At 65.0% G+C, this 17,753-nt stretch carries 11 protein-coding genes; 5 read left to right on the forward strand and 6 right to left on the reverse strand.

The features are described 5' to 3' along the window. Positions 1-9 precede the first annotated feature (9 nt). Together hpaE and L630_RS0101735 are read right to left on the reverse strand one after the other, a co-directional pair. Complete coding sequence (hpaE, locus tag L630_RS0101730; protein ID WP_024846564.1) at positions 10-1,521, reverse strand: 5-carboxymethyl-2-hydroxymuconate semialdehyde dehydrogenase; 1,512 nt, start codon at positions 1,519-1,521, stop codon at positions 10-12. Positions 1,522-1,531: 10 nt separating this feature from the next. After that, complete coding sequence (locus tag L630_RS0101735; RefSeq protein WP_024846565.1) at positions 1,532-1,918, reverse strand: 5-carboxymethyl-2-hydroxymuconate Delta-isomerase; 387 nt, start codon at positions 1,916-1,918, stop codon at positions 1,532-1,534. Between the two features lie 394 nt (positions 1,919-2,312). On the opposite strand from L630_RS0101735, the gene L630_RS0101740 reads away from it, so the two are divergent. Then, on the forward strand, positions 2,313-4,196 hold the full coding sequence (locus tag L630_RS0101740; protein ID WP_034329129.1) for a BamA/TamA family outer membrane protein: 1,884 nt from the start codon (positions 2,313-2,315) through the stop codon (positions 4,194-4,196). After that, positions 4,193-8,479 carry a translocation/assembly module TamB domain-containing protein gene (locus L630_RS0101745; protein WP_084465685.1) on the forward strand — a complete coding sequence of 1,429 codons (4,287 nt, stop codon included), beginning with the start codon at positions 4,193-4,195 and terminating at the stop codon, positions 8,477-8,479. Before L630_RS0101740 ends, L630_RS0101745 begins: the two co-directional genes overlap by 4 nt. Before the next feature lie 65 nt (positions 8,480-8,544). On the opposite strand, the gene L630_RS20900 is transcribed toward L630_RS0101745, so the two are convergent. Together L630_RS20900 and L630_RS0101755 are read right to left on the reverse strand one after the other, a co-directional pair. Beyond that, positions 8,545-8,802 carry a hypothetical protein gene (locus L630_RS20900; RefSeq protein ID WP_024846568.1) on the reverse strand — a complete coding sequence of 86 codons (258 nt, stop codon included), beginning with the start codon at positions 8,800-8,802 and terminating at the stop codon, positions 8,545-8,547. Between the two features lie 62 nt (positions 8,803-8,864). Beyond that, on the reverse strand, positions 8,865-9,617 hold the full coding sequence (locus L630_RS0101755) for a sulfite exporter TauE/SafE family protein (RefSeq protein ID WP_034329130.1): 753 nt from the start codon (positions 9,615-9,617) through the stop codon (positions 8,865-8,867). Positions 9,618-9,997: 380 nt separating this feature from the next. Between L630_RS0101755 and L630_RS0101765 the strand changes: the two genes are divergently transcribed. Then, positions 9,998-10,693, forward strand: a complete 696-nt coding sequence (locus L630_RS0101765) for an orotate phosphoribosyltransferase (RefSeq protein ID WP_024846571.1) — start codon at positions 9,998-10,000, stop codon at positions 10,691-10,693. A 34-nt stretch (positions 10,694-10,727) separates the two neighbouring features. On the opposite strand, the gene L630_RS0101770 is transcribed toward L630_RS0101765, so the two are convergent. Together L630_RS0101770 and L630_RS0101775 are read right to left on the reverse strand one after the other, a co-directional pair. After that, positions 10,728-14,369, reverse strand: coding sequence for an AsmA-like C-terminal region-containing protein (locus tag L630_RS0101770; protein ID WP_144708580.1), 3,642 nt, complete (start codon positions 14,367-14,369; stop codon positions 10,728-10,730). Between the two features lie 114 nt (positions 14,370-14,483). Beyond that, positions 14,484-15,899, reverse strand: coding sequence for an FAD-linked oxidase C-terminal domain-containing protein (locus L630_RS0101775; protein WP_024846573.1), 1,416 nt, complete (start codon positions 15,897-15,899; stop codon positions 14,484-14,486). Positions 15,900-16,015: 116 nt separating this feature from the next. Between L630_RS0101775 and L630_RS0101780 the strand changes: the two genes are divergently transcribed. Next, positions 16,016-16,498 (forward strand): thioesterase family protein, encoded by a 483-nt coding sequence (locus tag L630_RS0101780; RefSeq protein ID WP_024846574.1) that lies wholly within the window; start codon positions 16,016-16,018, stop codon positions 16,496-16,498. A 184-nt stretch (positions 16,499-16,682) separates the two neighbouring features. Continuing rightward, positions 16,683-17,741 carry a serine/threonine protein kinase gene (locus L630_RS0101785; RefSeq protein WP_024846575.1) on the forward strand — a complete coding sequence of 353 codons (1,059 nt, stop codon included), beginning with the start codon at positions 16,683-16,685 and terminating at the stop codon, positions 17,739-17,741. Positions 17,742-17,753: the final 12 nt, after the last annotated feature.

The raw sequence follows: 17,753 nt of genomic DNA on the forward strand, positions 1-17,753 counted from the left end.
TGATTCTAATCAACCGCCGAGCTTCGGCACTGCATGGGCGAGCGTGGCGAACGAGATGTTCTTCGTCTCCATGTAGAAGTCGAACGACCAGTCGCCGCCATCACGCCCGATGCCGGAGCTCTTCATGCCGCCGAATGGCGTCGGCAGGTGGCGGACGTTTTCCGAGTTCACCCAGATCATGCCGGAATCCATCGCATCGGAGAACCGGAAGGCGCGGGTCACGTCCGAGGTCCAGAGGTAGCCGGCAAGGCCGTAATTGACCCCGTTGGCCAGTGCGATTGCTCCTTCCTCATCCTTGAACGGGATCGCGGTCAGCACCGGCCCAAAAATTTCCTCCTGGGCGATGCGCATGGTGTTGTTCGCGTTGGTGAACAGCGTCGGCTCGACATAGCAGCCCTCGCCCTCGACCTTGCGCCCGCCGGCGGCGATGGTCGCGCCTTCCTGCTTGGCGAGGTCGAAATACGAAAGCACCTTCTTCTCGTGATCCGGATGGATCAGCGGACCGATCACCGTCTTCGGGTCGAGCGGATGGCCGATCTTGATGCGCTTGGCCTTCTCGGCAACCTTCGCCACGAACTCGTCATGGATCGACGCCTCGACCAGCAGGCGCGACGACGACGTGCAGCGCTCGCCATTGAGCGAGTAGATCATGAAAACGGCAGCATCTGCGGCGCGCTCGAGGTCGGCGTCAGCGAACACGACCACCGGGTTCTTGCCGCCGAGCTCGAAGTGAACGCGCTTCAGCGTATCGGCGCCCTGCTTCATGATCAGCGAGCCAGTGCGGCTCTCGCCGACGAAGCCGATCGCCTTGATGTCGGGATGCTCGGTCAGCGCCTTGCCGGCCTCCTCGCCAAAGCCGTTGACGAGGTTCCAGACGCCCTTCGGCAGGCCAGCTTCCTCGGCGATCTCGACCAGCAGCCGCGCGGTAAGCGGCGAAAGTTCCGCCGGTTTGTGCACCACAGTACAGCCGGCAGCCAGCGCCGGTGCAATCTTCCAGGTCGACAGCATGAACGGCGTGTTCCACGGCGTGATGATGCCGACAGGGCCGATCGGCACGCGTGTCGTCATGTTGACCTGGCCGGGACCCCGCAGTGCCTTGCCGTCGCGTGCTTCCGGCGCGCGGTCGGCAAAGAAGCGGAAGTTTTCGGCGCCGCGCAGGGCCGCCTTCGACATGAATTTCAGCGCTTGGCCGGTGTCCATGCACTCGACGAAAGCGATTTCCTCAGCGCGGGCAACGATCGCGTCCGCCACCTTGTGCAGAAGCTTCTTGCGCTTGTCGCCATCAATCCGCGACCATTCAGGGAACGCCGCCTTCGCGGCCTTGGCCGCCCGGTCGATATCTTCCGCCTTGCCGCGAGCAACCTTGGCCAAAGGCTTGAGATCGATTGGCGAAATCGTGTCGAAGGTCGCGCCGTCAGCGGCGTCGACTGCCTCTCCGGCGATCTGGTTCTTCACGCCCTCGGCGCGGAACCGCTCGAGCCAGGCATTGGCCTTCTTCAGGTTTTCTTCGAGTTCGGACATGGATCCTCCGTCAGGCGCCGCGCAGCCGCGCGTGCATAGAGTTCTTCTTCCAGTTGAGTGTGGGATCGAGCTCGTCCATCACGAACGACAGCGCAAAGTGCGGCGTCTCGAACAGCTCGGCGAGATAATCGACAGCAGCGGCATAGATGATTTCGCCGGCTGCCTTGCGATCCTCTAGCGAGCGCCCCGCCCCGACGCGGAGGCTGAGGTGGACATAGGCGTTGCGCGGATCGTCGTCGGCGACGACATAGTGATCCACACGCAGCGCCCGGACCCGGATGCCGCCGACCTCGAACATGCCGGTCCTGACCATCGCCGCATGCAGGGTCTTGCAGAGCCCGTGCATGTCGATGCGCTCCTCCAGATTAGCCGAATAGTCCACGGTCATGTGCGGCATAGCTTCCTCCTCTCGCCACGCGCTTTAATTAACGTGTGAATTAAAAGAAGTTTCTTGTCAACTGCGGCCGGCAACGAAACGGAAACCATCTGTCAATGAACAAGTGCGACGATTTGTGATTGTGCCCGGTTGGACAAGGGCATGTCGCTGCGATAGCTTTTCTGCGTGCCGACTGCGCTTGTTCGCTGTATTTGCTCATCATTCGAAGCTTTCTGGTATTTGCTTCAAAATGAGCAGGTCGCGGGAGCCGGAGGCCTCGGCCGCAGCCGCCCGAAAAAGCGGACGGCGGTTTGCAATTAGGGCCTTCGGCAGTGAGTGTGTCGACAGTGTGAGGAGTATCTTGACCGACCAAAGCCCGCCACCGAGGCGCTGGAGCCGGTTATGCGTTGCCGCTTTGTGTGCAACCTTCCTCGCTGCGCCCCTTCCAGCCCATTCCTTTGAACTCTTCGGCATCCATCTCTTCGGCAAAAAGAAGACTGAGACCGAGGAGGATATGACCATTGGCGAGCCGCAGCCATACGAGGTCGATTTCTCCGTCGCCAATGGCACCGACGATCTCGAGGAGATCCTGAAGGGCGCTTCGACCCTCTGGTCGGAGCGTGAAGAGCCTGCATCGGGCGCTGCTGGCCTGATTGCGAGGGCGCGCTCGGACTATCGGCGCCTGCTTGCCGCGCTCTATGGCGAAGGCCGCTACGGCGGCACCATCTCGATCCGCATCGACGGCCGGGAAGCTGCCGACCTGCCGCCTGACGCGACGGTGGCTTCGACCGCGCAGGTCGCCATCCGCGTCGACCCGGGTCCGCAGTTCCAGTTCCGCGATGCCGAGATCGTCAATCAGGCACCGTTCACCACTGACAAGCACGACATCGTGCCGGACCCGGCCGAGGAAGGCTTTCGCGTTGGCGAACTCGCCCGCTCCGGCACCATCCTTCAGGCCGAGCGAATTGCCGTGGAAGCGTGGCGCCAGCAGGGACATGCCAAGGCGACCATTGCCGACCGCCGCGTCGTTGCCGCGCATGAGGCCGACGTTGTCGACGCGCGCCTGACGGTCGATCCCGGCCCCAAGGCCTACTACGGCCCGGTCATGGTCCAGGGCACTGAGCGCATCGATCCGGAATGGCTCGCCTGGATGACCGGCATCCGCGAGGGCCAGGAATACGATCCTGACGATTTCAAGCGCGCCAGCACCCGCATCGCCCGTCTCGACGTGTTCAGCGCTGCGCGTTTCCACGAAGCCGACGAACTTGGTCCCGGCGGCCTGCTGCCGATCACTTACATCGTCCAGGAACGCAAGGCGCGCCGTTTCGGCGTCGGCGGCACCTGGTCGAGCATCGACGGCCTCGGCCTCGAAGCCTTCTGGCTGCACCGCAACCTGTTCGGCCGTGCCGAGCGGCTGCGTATCGAGGGCAAGGTTGCGGGCATCGGCGAAACGTTCAAGCCGGACGAGTTCACCTACCGGGTCGGCGCGACCTTCGTGAAGCCGGGCGTCTGGACGCCCGATACCGACTTCTCCGCCTCGATCTTCGGCGACCGCGAGGTGCTGGAAGCGTATACGCGCACGGCAATCACCGGCACCGCGGGCTTCTCGCACATCTTCAATGACCAGCTCTCGGGCAAGTTGTTCGCCACCGCCACCCAGGCGCGCTACGAAGACGATGAGTTCGGTCGCCGCGACTTCACGACCTTTGGCCTGCAAGGCACCCTCACCTACGATTCGCGCGACAACGCCGCGGACGCGACTGAGGGCGTGTTCCTCGAGGCGAATGTCCTGCCCTTCTACGAATTCCAATATGGCAATCCGGCCATCAAGGCCGTTGCGGAAGCCCGCGCCTATTACGGCTTCGGCAAGGACGACCGCTTCGTTCTCGCCGGCCGCGTGAAGGTCGGCTCCCTCGTCGGCCCGTCGGTCGACCAGTTGCCGCCCGACCTGCTGTTCTTTGCGGGCGGCGGCGGATCGGTGCGCGGCTATGCCTATCGCAACATCGGTGTGACTACGCCATCCGGCAACGTCATTGGCGGGCGCTCGCTCGCCGAAGCCTCGATCGAGGCGCGCATGCGCGTCACCGACACCATCGGCGTCGTCGGCTTTGCCGACATCGGCTATGTCGGCGCTGACACCATTCCCGATTTCAACGAGGATGTGCGCATCGGCGTCGGCGCCGGTCTGCGCTATCTTACGGGTCTCGGCCCGATCCGCCTCGACGTCGCCGTCCCCCTGGATCGCCGGTCGGGCGATCCGAGCGTGGGCGTCTATGTCGGCATAGGACAGGCTTTCTGATGCGTATCCTGCTTGCTCTACTCGTCTTCCTCTTCGCGGCTCCCGCCTTCGCGCAGGACGCCACGCCCGAGGAAGAGCGCGGCTGGCTGCTGTCCTTCATCGAGGACAAGATATCGGCGCCGAACCGCCAAGTGCGCCTGCAGAACATCCAGGGTGTGCTTTCCTCCGACGCCGTTATCGGCCTGATCACAGTGGCCGACGCCGACGGCGTCTGGCTGCGTATCGAGAACGCCCGCATCGTCTGGAGCCGTTCCGCTCTCGTCTTCAGCCAGCGCCTGCAGATCGACACCCTTGCCGCTGACCGGATCGAGGTCTTGCGCCGCCCGCTGCCGGACGAAAGCGCTCCCGCGCCCGAGGCGACCTCGTTCCAGATCCCGGAGCTGCCGGTGGCGGTCAATCTCGACTCGCTCGAGGTACCACACGTCGTCTTCGGCGAAGGCGTCTTTGGTCTTGCGTCGGAACTGTCGGTCAACGGTCGAATCCGGCTTGAGGACGGCAATCTCGACACCGCACTCGACATCGATCGCCTCGATGGCCCCGGCGGCCAGTTCGACCTGACCGCCACCTACACCCGCGAAAGCGAGCAGCTGAACCTTTCGCTCAACCTCACCGAGCCCGAAAACGGCGTCGTCGCCAACCTTCTCGGCATTGAAGGCCGCCCGCCGGTGGCGCTCGCGGTGACCGGCAGCGGTCCCCTTTCGCAGATTGACATCGATCTCGCGCTCGACGCTGACGGGGAGCGCGTCCTGAGCGGCGAAGCGGCACTGCGCCGCCAGGCGGAGGGCCTTGCCTGGTCCGCGGACCTTGGGGGACCGATTGCCCGCCTCATCCCGGCGCAGTTCCGCGACTTCTTCGGCGCAGATACGCGCCTCACCGCCAACGGCATCCAGCTCGACGCCGGCGGCATGCGCCTTGATGCCTTGCGGATCGACAGCGCCGCACTCGACATCGACGCCTCCGCCGAAACCACCGCCGACGGCTTCCTGCGCCGCCTCGACCTCAAGGGCTCGCTGGACGACGGCACGGATACCCCCATCGTGCTGCCGGTTCCGGGCGGCCAGACCACTGTCAACCGCGCCGACTTCAATCTCTCCTTCGGCGAAGGCGACGAATGGTCCGGTCTTATCACCGTGCAGGATCTTGCGACCGCCGAGTTCGCGGCAGGCAACACCCAGATCAACCTCACCGGCACCAAGCAGAACATCGACGACCCGTTCACCCGCCGCCTGACTTTCGCGATCGACGGCAATGTCTCGGAGATCACCGCGAAGCGCGCGGACGTCGCCCAGGCGCTCGGCGACCGCATCACGCTCGATGTCGATGGCTCCTGGAATGCGGGGGAACCGATCCGGCTTACCCAGGCGCTCCTCTCCGGGAAGGCTCTGACCGCCTCGCTGATCGGCGAGATCGCGGAAATGGCTTACAATGGCGCCATCGAGGTCAAGGCCGACAGCATCGCCCCCTTCTCCGGCATCGCCGGACGTGATATCGCGGGATCCATCGACCTTCGCGCCAACGGCAAGGTCGAGCCGCTGACCGGCGCCTTCGATCTCGTCATCGACAGCGCCAGCGACAATCTTCAGGTCGGCGTAGATGCAGCCAACAATCTGCTGGCCGGCCGCACCACCATCAAAGGCCGTGTCGCTCGCGGCGAGGATGGCCTCAACGTCAATAACCTGCGCGTCGGAAACGACCGCGTTGAAATCACGGCCGACGGTTCGATTGCGACCGGCACTGCCGACTTCGACTACGCGCTCAACCTCTCCGACCTCGCACTGTTGACTCCGCAGGCGCAGGGGCGGCTGGAAGCGACGGGCAAGATCGCCGGCACCGACGGCAACCTTGCGCTCAACACTATCGCCCGTGTTCCGTCCGGCTCGCTGGCCGGAAAGCGCCTCAGCGATGCGAGCGTCACCTTTGACGGCGTACTCGCCAATGGCGCCCTCGACGGCACGCTGGGTGGCGACGCCTTCCTCGACGGCGTGCGCACGCAGCTTTCCGCAGGTGTTTCGGTCGCGGAAGGCCAGCGTCGCCTGACCGACCTCGACTTCACCGCCGGCGGCGCCCGCGCCACCGGCGCGGTGACACAGAATGTGAACGGTCTCATCGACGGCGAAATCAAGGTCGAGGCGGCCGACATTTCCACTGCCGCCGCCCTCTTCCTGGCCCAGGCCAGCGGTGCCCTGAACGCGGACATCCAGCTTTCGCACGCCGACGGGATCCAGAATGCCAACGTCACCGCCACCGCGCGGGACCTGCGCATCAACGAGAACCGTGTCGGCCGCGCCGACATTCAGGCTGCGGCCCGCGACCTGTTCAACGTTCCGGCCATCGACGGCACGGTGAAGGCTGAGCGGGTCGTTGCTGGCGGCGTCGACTTCTCATCGATCAACGCCACCGCAAGCACTGCCAATGACGTCACCCAGTTCCAGGCAGATACGGCTCTTGCCAACGGCGCACGTGGCGCGGCGCGCGGCTCGCTCGCTCCGCAGGACAATGGCTGGCGCCTGGCGCTGGACGAAGCTTCATTCGGCCAGGGTGCGATTGCAGCACGCCTTGCGCAGCCCGCCGCCGTCCGGGTTGCCGGTGAACGCATCGCCATCGACACCTTCGAGATCGACGTCGCAGGTGGCCGCATTACGGTTCGTGGAGATGCTTCGGAAGCCCTCGACCTCAACGTCGCCCTCTCGCGCCTGCCGCTGTCTATTGCCAACCTCGTTCGTGCGGACCTTGGTCTCGGCGGCACGCTGGAAGGCGAGGCGCGCATCCGTGGCACGCGCTCGGCCCCGCAGGCGACCTTCAGCGTTCGTGGCTCGGGGCTGCAGGCTTCGGCCCTGCAGTCCGCCGGCATCACCACGATGGACGCTTCCGTCTCCGGCAGCTTCGCCAACAACGTCGTCAAGCTGACCTCGGCATCGGCGAATAGCCCGCAGGGCCTCACCCTGACCGCCTCCGGGGATATTCCGCTCTCGGGCAGCGGCCTCTCGATCAATCTCAACGGCTCAGCACCTCTGACCCTTGCCAACCGCTTCCTCGCCGATCGCGGCACGCAGCTGACCGGTATCGTCGAGGTCAACGGCTCCGTCTCCGGCAGCCTGCAACAGCCGTCCATCCGCGGCATGTTCTCGACCAGCGGTGCGCAGCTCGTCGATCCCGATTCGAACCTTCGCCTGTCATCGATCAACATCATGGGCGCAATGGAAGGCGAGACTGTCACAATCCGCTCGGCCAATGCGGCGCTTGCCTCCGGCGGCTCTGTCAGCGCAACCGGTACGGTCTCGATCAATGCGGCGGCGGGTTTCCCGGCTGACATCCGCATTCAGCTCAACCGGGCGCGCTATGCCGACGGGGACATGGTGGTCGCAACCGTCAGCGGCAACCTTGCCGTTGGCGGGGCGCTGGCCCGCGATCCGCAGTTGACGGGCGAACTGAACGTCGAGCGGGCAGAGATCACCGTTCCGGACAATTTCGGCGGCAGCGCCGCAGCGCTCGATGTGATCCACAAAAACGCTCCGGCGAGCGTCCGCGAGACGCTGGTACGTGCCCGCGCCAATGACGGCACGCCTGTCCCCACCGCTCGCCCAAGCGTTCTGCGGCTCAATGTTGGCGTGAACGCCCCTGCCCGCATCTTTGTGCGCGGCCGTGGCCTCGATGCCGAACTTGGCGGCCGTGTGCAGCTGACCGGCCCGGTGACCGACATCCAACCGGTCGGCGGCTTCAAGCTCATCCGCGGCCGCCTGGGCATCCTCGGCCAGCGCATCACCTTCGACGAAGGCACGGTGACTCTTGTCGGCGACCTCGATCCCTATCTCGATTTCGTTGCCCGGTCGGAGGCTGCAGACACCATCGTCTACATCAACGTCGGAGGTCGCGTGTCGGACCTCGACATCTCGTTCTCCTCTCAGCCGGAGCTCCCCGAGGACGAAGTGCTGGCGCACCTGATCTTCCACCGCAGCCTGTCCGAACTCTCGCCGATGCAGATCGCGCAGCTGGCCGCGGCCGCTGCCGAACTCGCCGGCAGCTCGAACACGAGCCTGCTCGGCAGCCTGCGCGATGCCGTTGGTCTCGACGACCTCGACGTCGTCACCGACAAGGAAGGGAACGCTGCCGTTCGGGCGGGACGGTATATTCAGGAAAACATCTATCTCGGTGTGGAAGCCGGCGCCGGTGGCACGACCCGCGGCTCGATCAACCTCGACATCACGGAGGAGTTGAAGGCACGCGGCGCGGTCGGCACCGATGGAGACACCTCGCTCGGCGTCTTCTACGAGCGCGACTACTAGGCGGCTGCGAGACCTCCAAAACGCACACGGCCCGGATCATCTCCGGGCCGTTCTCAATTCTGGCGTCAGTGCTGGTTCTTCGGCGGGCCTCCGGGCGTTACCGTATTCGTGGCCGAAACCGGGTCGCTGGCAGGAAAGGTGTCTTCCAACCCCTCCTCCAGCTCATCGCCAGCTGCGGCGTTGCGTTCCCGTTCCGCCTCGAACGAGCGGGTGGCGGCCGTTTCCCGCACAGGCGCGGCAGCACGGCGGCTCGACCGCGAAAATGCCCAGATGGCAAGGACGATCAGGACGAGGGCAATGATGACCCAAGCTGTTGTCGACATGTCGCGTTCTCCCTTCAGTCAGGGCATGAACGCGTCAGCGTGCCTTTTGCTCCACGAGGCCTTCAAGCGGCCGCGAAGGCATCCCAAAGCAGCTTACAGCCGATGATGCCGAGAAGAATCAGCACCAGCCGGTCGAATGCTTCGCGCGACAGCCGGCGCGCGAGTGCGGCGCCGAGAGGCATGAACAGGCTGATGAGGAAGAAGGCGCCGAAGCTGATCGCAAGGTTGGTCCAGGTCAGCAGCCCAAAGTACCAAAGCGCAACGATTTGCGGCAGCGTCGAGAAGGAGAAGTAGACCGAGATGGACGCAATGAAACCGGCGCGGTCGAGCTTCAGAGCGTTGATGAAGGTCATCGACACCGGCGCCGACAGGCCGCTTGCGCCCTGCAGAAAGCCGGCAGCCATGCCTGCAGGAACGCTGAGCAGCTTGGCGAGCGCGAGTTCCAACTTCCAGTCAGGCTTTGTCAGGCGCAGCGCGATGTAGGCGAATACCGCGATGGCGACCATCAGGGTCAGCGTCGACTGAGAGAACGACACAAGCACTGCGGTGCCGATGACGACGCCGATGCAGCCGGCGATCGCAAAGCTCCACACGAACAGCTTCGACGGCTGCGCCGCGCGATAGGTCCACGACTGCCAGATGTTGGTGAGGAGATTCGGCATCAGCATGACGACGACGGCGAACTTGACGCCGAAGAACATCGTCAGCACCGGCACCGCCAGCACTGGAGCGCCAGCGCCGGTTGCGCCCTTGAGGACGCCCCCAAGCGCGAGCGCGATAACGACAAGTGCGATGCTGGTATAGTCGACGGCCATTCTGATGCGCTCCCCCGCAAGTCCGGCAAAAAGCCGGAGCCGCTTGTCTGCCTCGCATGCTCACATGTCAAGGCGGTTAAAAAGTGCTTCAGGGGTGTTCCAACTCGCGCGCGTTCGTGCGAAAGAGCCACGACTTCCCGCATACATCGAGGAACCGTTGACGACGCTCACGATCCGCCACCCGGACGCTTGGCATCTGCACCTGCGCGAGCGCGCAGTCCTGAAAGCAGTTTCGCCAGTCGAAGGGGTCGCATTTTCGCGCGCATCGGCCGGATGGCTGCGGGACCGCCATTTCCGTTCCACCGAATTCTCGTCGCCGGCGCTTTATGGCGTCCGACCGAGCTGCTAGCAGAAAATACACTCAACGAAGGGGTGAAGCCATGTTCTCCAACACATTTCCCGACCGGGCCGTCGCAGCTGAAATCGTCGCGAAGATGTTGCTGGAGATCGGGGCGGTCCACATCCGCGCCGACGAACCCTACACCTTCACCTCCGGCCTCGCGAGCCCGGTCTACACCGACTGCCGCAAGCTGATCTCCTTCCCGCGCATCCGTTCGGCGATCATGGACCTCGGCACCTCGATCGTGCTGCGCGACGCAGGGTTCGAGCAGTTCGACGTTGTGGCGGGCGGCGAAACGGCGGGCATCCCCTTCGCGGCATGGATGTCGGACAAGCTCGGCCTGCCGATGGTCTATGTCCGCAAGAAGCCGAAGGGCTTTGGCCGCAACGCTCAGATCGAGGGCTCGCTCACCGAGGGCCAGCGCGTGCTGCTGGTCGAGGATCTGACCACCGATGGCGGCAGCAAGCTGAAGTTCGCCGAGGCGCTTCGCACCGCCGGCGCCGTCGTCGAGCACTCCTTCTCGCCCTTCTACTACGGCATTTTCCCGGATACCCCGCAGCGCCTCGCCGATGCCGGCCTCAAGCTGCACTACGTCGCGACCTGGTGGGACGTGCTGAAGGTTTGCCGCGAGGAGAAGCGTTTCTCCGAAGAGGCGCTCGCGTCCGTGGAGCAGTTCCTCAATCAGCCGCTGAAGTGGTCTGCCGACCACGGCGGCATCGCCGAACTGAAGCGCTAAGCGCCGTCACCCGCAGCGGGCTTCGGCCCGCTGCCTATTGTGCCTCTTCGATCACGCGCCGGATCGCATCGAAGGAGAAGGCAGGCGGGCTGCCCGTCTGCTCCGGCTCTGCCTTTTGTTCGGGCTCAGGCGCGCTTGCTGGCTGCTCCGGCTCCACGGCGGTCCGTTCTTCCTCCGCACGCCGGGCCGCGTCTTCCTCTAGCTGCTTCTGCAGCCGCTCAAGACGTTCCGCCTCGATCCGTGCGCGCTCGGCTTCCTGCTCTGCCTTGATCCGCGCCTGCTCGATCGCCGTGAAGTAGCGAACCTCCCGACGAAGGCGCTGGCGCTCCAGCAAGGCCGACTGCATCGCCGCGACGCGCTCCTGCTCCCGCTCCAGCGCGCGCTGCGTGAAATACTGGCCGAGTGGATCGGTCTCGACCGTCACCTCGATCGCATCGAACGGGCCCGATGCAGTGAAGCGCACCGCAGGTTCCGATCCCACCAACTCGTGTTTGCCGGGGTCGTAGGTCAGCGTCGAGTTCGCGGTAAAGGTGCCCTGCTGCAGGTTCGCCTGCATTTCGAGCCCAAGCGTCGCGCCCGGCACCCCGAGGCGTACCGGCGGCGCACGCAGCACGCCATTGGTGATGGTGAAGGCAACGTCCGCATTTTCGACCGGGAAGCTGCCCTGCCGCACGCGCGACGAGGCGAACTGCCGGGTTGTCTCCGCATTGATTTCGGTCCCGCGCTCGTCCGCGGCCTTGAGAAGATCCGCGAAGGCGTCAGGCGAGACGCCCGCAATTTCAGCGCCGTTGAGGTGGGCCGAGCCCGAACCGGCCAGCGAGGAGACCAGCCCGTCGATCGACTTGCCGTTGGCGGTAAAGGTCGTCGTCAGTTGGATCTCGCCGGTCAGCCCTTTGTCGCCGAACAGTATGCGGGCATCCGCACCGGCGAGTTTCAGCTGGCCCGAGAGCATGCCGGAGCCGGCATTGTTGCGGAACTCGGCATTGCCGGTGAGCTGCCCGCCATAGGCGTTGCCGATGAAGCGCGAGAACGCGGCGCCGTCCTGGCCGAGGTTCAGCGTGAAGCGCGCGTCGTCGGAGTGCCAGCCACCGCCTGCGGTGAGCAGCGTCACGCCAAGATCGAGTTCGGCAGTGAACGGGGCGGAGACGGTCGTGGCGAACGGCGTCGTCGGCCATCCATCCTCTGCTGCCTCCAGCGCCTGCGCGCTCACCAGCATTTCCGACACCAGCCTGAGGTCGAGATTGGAGAGCTGTAGCGCGCCAGTTAGGTGAGGCGCGCCCTCGCGCAGCTGCGCGTTGATGTCCCCGTCGATCGTCGTCTCCGCGACCCGGCCCGTCAGGCCGGACAGGACCAGCAGGCCCTCCTGTTCGTCCAGTTCCGCCTTGATCGACACCGGCAGGCCGTAGCCGAAGCCGGGAAGAGATATGCCCGCGGTTGCCAGCCACGGCTCGAGGTCGTCCGCCACCAGCGCGGCGCTGCCATTCAGCGTGATGTGTTCGTCGGCGAGTGCTGCTTCGCCCTGGAAGCTCGCCGACAGGCCATCGCCGATGAACAGGAACTTCGTCTTGCCGCCCCCGGCAAGCTGGCCCTCGAAGCTGAACTCGGCACTGCCCTGCCCGATCATGCCGAGCGGCAGGCTGGGCATGCCCGCGAGCGCATAGAGCGCTGAGGCATCGTCGTTACGCGCCGACAGCTCCAGCTTCATCGCGCTGTTTTCGAGACCTCCGAGAATGTCGCTGGCAGAGCCCGCAAGCGAGAAGGTCGTACCGCCAGCTTCGCCCGAGGCGCTGACGGCAAGGCCAAGCACCTCACCCGCCTTGGCCGAGGTGCCGACGACGCGGATCGAGGCGTCCTCGAACAGGCCCGGATAGCCGACGCTGTGGTCCGCCAAGGACGCAATGATCTTGTTGTTGGGGAAGCGCTCGCCGAGCGCCTCGACGAGCGGCGCAAGGTCGGCGGCGATGATGGTTGCATCAATGGTGCCCGCCGGCTCGGTACCGACGTTCTTGACCGAACCGGTTGCGCTGACATTGGCTCCCGCGAGCCCCCCAATCGACAGCTTGTCGATTTCGAGCGTGCCGTCCTTGAGGCGCAGCGCCGTATCCAGCGACTCGGCAGTCAGGCCAGCCGCCGTCACCGGCCCGGCGGCGATCTGGAACTCGATGTCGCGGTCAGCGTGGCGCGTCCTGCCCTCGTCGCTGATGAACAGCGACGCCAACGCGCTCATGCCCTCCACGTCGAGTTCATTGCCATCGAGCTTGAGCGACATCGACGGCTTCTGATTGGCAGGCGTCCGGCTGACGATCTCGCCGGTGAACTTGGCCTTGCCGAGGATCAGTTCGAGATCCTCGAACAGCTGCTGTTCCGCGGAAAGATCGACCTTGGCGCTGAAACCTGCTGCCGGCAGTCGCCGGATCACGTCATCTACGTCGCGTGCTAGCCAGGCGGCGAAGCCCGACGGCTGGCCGACTGCGAGGAGCAGCGAGCCCTTGAAGCCGAGATCGTCGCTGACGGTAAGGTCGCCGCTGGCTTCAAGCGTCGCCCGGCCCGGAAGCGTCGCACCAAGCGAAGCAATCGCCCAGCCGCCTTCGGCCGGCGCTGCGTGCAGGTGGACGTCGCGGATCGTCGTGTCGCCAGCCACGACCGCCGGCAGCGCGACCTCGATGCGGCCCGGAATGGCCGGGCGCGGCATGTCGAGGAGGAAGTCGCGGACGGCGGCGATGCGCGTCTCCAGGCTGACAGCACCGCTCTCGGCCGAAATCGCCTCGTCGAACCGCACCTGGGCGCCATCGGCGCTGATGAAGAAGCTCGGCTGCGGGCCAAGGTCGAACTCCGCACTCCCCTCGGCGATGTAGGGATCGTCGAGAGGCCCAGTCTCGAAGCGGAACTTTTCGACCTTCAGCGCCGCGTGATCGAACAGGAAGTTGCCGCCAACGCGGTAGGCGGGCGGCCCCTCCTTCTCGGCAGGCTGTTCCCCAAGCGCGGACGCGTTGAGGCGGAAGTTGCCGGCATATTCCGCGCGACCATCCTCAACCCGCGCGGTGCCGTCCGTCTCCAGAGTGAAAGGATAGGCCTCAGGCTGCGCGCGGACGCGAATGCGCATGCCGTTTTCGTCGACCGCGCCGGTGCTGATCGAAAGCGCCGTGCGCATGCCGTCGAGACGCAGCGAACCTTCCATCCGCCACGGGCCCGCCAGCGAGCGCGCCGACAGCTCGGCATTGACCTCGGTCAGCGTATGCGTGCGCCCACTCGCGGCGTGACGGAGGACGGCCTTGCCTTCGGTTATCGTCAGCTTCTCGAGCGAGACGTGCGTGGCGCCGAGCGGCACCGAGGGACGTACCGCCCAGTCGAGCGCGCCGTCCTCGGCAACGTCAATCACGACCGACGGGCGAACTAGCCGCATGTCGAAGATGTGGATGTTGCCCTGCATGAACGGGGCAAGCTCGGCATCCATCGAGAAGGTCTCGACGGTCATCGCCGGCTCACCGGGCTTGATGCCGGCGACAACAACGTCCGTGAAGGTGATGGAGGGAAATGGCAGCAGGCGCGCCGACGCGTCACCCCTGACCGTGACCTCACGGCCGAGGATGCGTCCCGCCTCGCGCTCAAAGTCGGCGCGATAGGAGGTCCAGTCGACGAAGTAGGGCCCCACCAGCGCTGCGGTCAGCGCCAGCACGAGCAAACCGCCTATGGCGACGAATAATCGGGCCAGCCTGCTTCTCCCGCCAAATTTGCCAAAGCCGGCAGTACTTTACCCTCAATCGCGTGTCGATAAAGTGGCAAAAGCCTCTCAGGCTGCAGGAGGCAGAGTCTTCCCCGGATTCATGATGTTGAGCGGGTCGAGCGCCTGCTTGATCATGCGCATGAAGTCGACGCCATCGCCCACCTCGTGGCGCAGGAATGCCGTCTTGCCCTGCCCCACGCCATGCTCACCGGTGCAGGTGCCGTCCATGGCGATCGCGCGCAAGTTGAGCCGTGCGACAAAGGCCTCCATCGCCGCAATCTCTTCCGGGCTCGACGGGTCGGTCATCACCTGGACGTGGAAATTGCCGTCGCCGACATGGCCGACGATCGGTGCGATCAGGCCGGAGCGGGCAATGTCCTCTTCCGTCTCGCGGATGCACTCGGCAAGGCGCGAGATCGGCACGCAGACGTCGGTCGCAAGCGCCTTGGCGCCCGGGCGCAGCGACAGCATCGCCCAGTAGGCGTCGTGCCGCGCCTTCCAGAGCTTTGTCCGCTCTTCAGCGGCCGAGGTCCACAGGAACGGCCCTCCACCATATTCGGCAACGATCTCGCCGAACATCTCGGCCTGCTCCTTCACCCCAGCCTCCGAGCCGTGGAACTCGACGAACAGGCAGGGCGAATCCGGGTAGCCCAGCTGGGCATAGCCGTTCAGCGCCTTCATGCCGAGCGTGTTGACGAGTTCGATGCGCGCGACGGGTATGCCCATCTGGATCGTCGCGATCACTGCCTGGCACGCAGCCTCCACGCTGGGGAACGGGCAGACGCCGCCGGAGATTGCCTGCGGGATGCCGTAGAGTTTCAGCGTCAGCCCGGTGATGACGCCGAGGGTTCCTTCGGACCCGACGAGCAGACGGGTGAGGTCGTAACCGGCAGACGACTTCTTGGCACGCTGCCCTGTCCTGATGACGCGGCCGTCGGCCATCACAGCCGTCAGCGACAACACGTTCTCCCGCATAGTGCCATAGCGCACCGCATTGGTGCCGGATGCCCGCGTCGAGGCCATGCCCCCAAGGCTCGCATTCGCGCCCGGATCGATCGGGAAGAACAGGCCGGTGTCCCGCAGATACGCGTTCAGCTCCTCGCGGGTGATGCCCGGCTCGATGGTGCAGTCGAGATCCTCGGCGTTGACGGAAATGATCCGGTTCATTCCGGAAAGATCGATACAGATGCCACCGCCCGGCGCGTTGACGTGGCCCTCAAGCGAGGTGCCGGTGCCGAACGGGATCACCGGCACGCGGTGCTCGGCGCATGCCCTCACCACCGTCTGCACATCTTCGGTCGACTTTGCGAAGACAACGCCGTCAGGCAGCTGCGAGGGAATGTAGGTCGTCGTGTGGGCGTGTTGCCCGCGGATCGCCTCGCCCGTCTGGAAACGGTCGCCAAATCGCTGCCGCAAGATCTCGACGACAGCGGCGATGCCGGTTTCATTTCTCTCGACTGCCTGAAGATCGGCCAGAGCCATCAGCGCTTCTCCCCTGCGGCGGCTAAGCTTGTGTAACCACCATGTTTCCTTTATCCGCTATGAGCAAAGCCCGATCTTCTTGTCCAGCGCCAGAACTGCAAAGGAGCCGAGCCAAAATGCCTGTCGCAGCTCCGTTCATCTCCCGCGTCCTGGAGATCCAGCCGGAATGGATCGACTACAACGGCCACCTCAACATGGCCTATTACAACGTCCTTTTCGACCAGGGCGCAGATGAAGCCTTCGCGCATTTGGGTATGGGCCCTGACTATGCGCGCGAGCGGCGCCTGACGACCTACACGGCGGAGATCCACGTCTGTTACGTGCGCGAGCTGCATCTGAGCGACAAGGTTACCTGCTCGCTGCACCTTCTCGATTACGACGAAAAGCGCTTCCATTTTTACCAGGAGCTGCGCCATGTCGACGGCTGGCTGTCGGCGACTTGCGAGAACCTGACGCTCCACGTCGACATGAACGGCCCGAAGGTGTGCCCGATGCCGCCGGACATCCTCGCCAACATCGAGGCGATGCGGGCCGAGCATTCCATTCTGCCGCGACCGGAGCGCGCCGGTCGCTCCATCGGCATCAAGCGCAAGGCCTGACCACCGCTGCGGAGGGTTTGGAGCGCGTTTGCACCCGAAACGGCGTAAAATGGCAGGAGCCACCGCGCGCAGTGGCGTGTGGTGAAGGCGCAGTGCCGTACAGGCGCTCACCCGCTCCGGTTTGCCGCGAGGCTTGTCTCGACTGGAACTGGCATGTAGGGACGGCCGACCAACAGGACGAAACATGACGGATTTCATTGCAAAGGCGGTTCTGAAGCGCGACGTTTTCTCGGAAACGCAGAAGGGGTATCTGGCCGGCGAACCTGACAAGGTGGTGATCCGCCGTGTCGTGACCGCCTCGCCGATCTGGACGCGTCCGCTCGCCTGGATTCTTGCGCGCCGCGAGATTGCCGCGTTACGTGCGGTAAAGGGAATTGAAGGCACGCCGCAGCTGATCAATACGGATAAGGATGGGCTCGAGCGCACCTGGACCGAAGGCGCGCCGCTGCACCTCGCCCGCCCCTCCTCACGCGAGTTCTACAAGGATGCATTCCGGCTGCTGCGGCAACTGCGCCGCGCCGGCATCACCCACAACGACCTTGCAAAGCCGCAGAACTGGCTGATGACGCCGGAAGGCCGCGCATCGGTCATCGACTTCCAGCTCGCCTCGCGCCACCGGCGCCGCGGCGCCCTCTACCGCTTCATGGCCTATGAGGACTTCCGCCACCTGCTGAAGCAGATGCGCTCCTTCGCGCCGGATCTGATGACGCCCACCGGCAAGCGCATCCTCGCCCGCCGCTCGCTGCCGAGCCGCATCTGGATGGCGACCGGCAAGAAGGTCTACAACCTGATCACCCGCGGCATCTTCAACTGGTCAGACGGCGAAGGTACCGGCGACCGCCTTCAGCACGAGGGCGAGATCATCACCGCCGCTCTGCAGAAGGTGCCGGGTGTGCGCGACGTTGCGCTCACCCTCTACCCGCTGCCGCGCAAGGGCGTCGGCCTCTACGCCTTTGTGGAGGCTGATGGCGACATCAGCGCCCAGCTGCGCGCCTCGCAGGACAATCTGGATAACGGCGCGCGCGCCGACCTCGTTCAGCAGGTCGCTGCCCTGCCCCGCACCGCCGAGGGCGAGGTCCGCCATGACCTTCTCAGCCTCGTTGCGATGAACCAGATCCCGGACCTCACCGCGATCATCGAACGGGATCCGGCGCTCGCCGCCATCGTGTCGCCGATAATTGCCGGCAGGCTCAACTTCACCGACCGGCGCATCAGCCGGCTCGAAACGGCAACCAACGCGTAGGCTTTCCGCGTT

This window comes from Aminobacter sp. J41 (genome assembly GCF_000526635.1).
GTDB lineage: Bacteria > Pseudomonadota > Alphaproteobacteria > Rhizobiales > Rhizobiaceae > Aerobium.

What these genes read in the sequence shown, in the direction of transcription:
- hpaE (WP_024846564.1), bottom strand. Translation starts at nt 1,521, where the DNA reads ATGTCCGAACTCGAAGAAAACCTGAAGAAGGCCAATGCCTGGCTCGAG.
- L630_RS0101735 (WP_024846565.1), bottom strand. Translation starts at nt 1,918, where the DNA reads ATGCCGCACATGACCGTGGACTATTCGGCTAATCTGGAGGAGCGCATC.
- L630_RS20900 (WP_024846568.1), bottom strand. Translation starts at nt 8,802, where the DNA reads ATGTCGACAACAGCTTGGGTCATCATTGCCCTCGTCCTGATCGTCCTT.
- L630_RS0101755 (WP_034329130.1), bottom strand. Translation starts at nt 9,617, where the DNA reads ATGGCCGTCGACTATACCAGCATCGCACTTGTCGTTATCGCGCTCGCG.
- L630_RS0101765 (WP_024846571.1), top strand. Translation starts at nt 9,998, where the DNA reads ATGTTCTCCAACACATTTCCCGACCGGGCCGTCGCAGCTGAAATCGTC.
- L630_RS0101775 (WP_024846573.1), bottom strand. Translation starts at nt 15,899, where the DNA reads ATGGCTCTGGCCGATCTTCAGGCAGTCGAGAGAAATGAAACCGGCATC.
- L630_RS0101780 (WP_024846574.1), top strand. Translation starts at nt 16,016, where the DNA reads ATGCCTGTCGCAGCTCCGTTCATCTCCCGCGTCCTGGAGATCCAGCCG.
- L630_RS0101785 (WP_024846575.1), top strand. Translation starts at nt 16,683, where the DNA reads ATGACGGATTTCATTGCAAAGGCGGTTCTGAAGCGCGACGTTTTCTCG.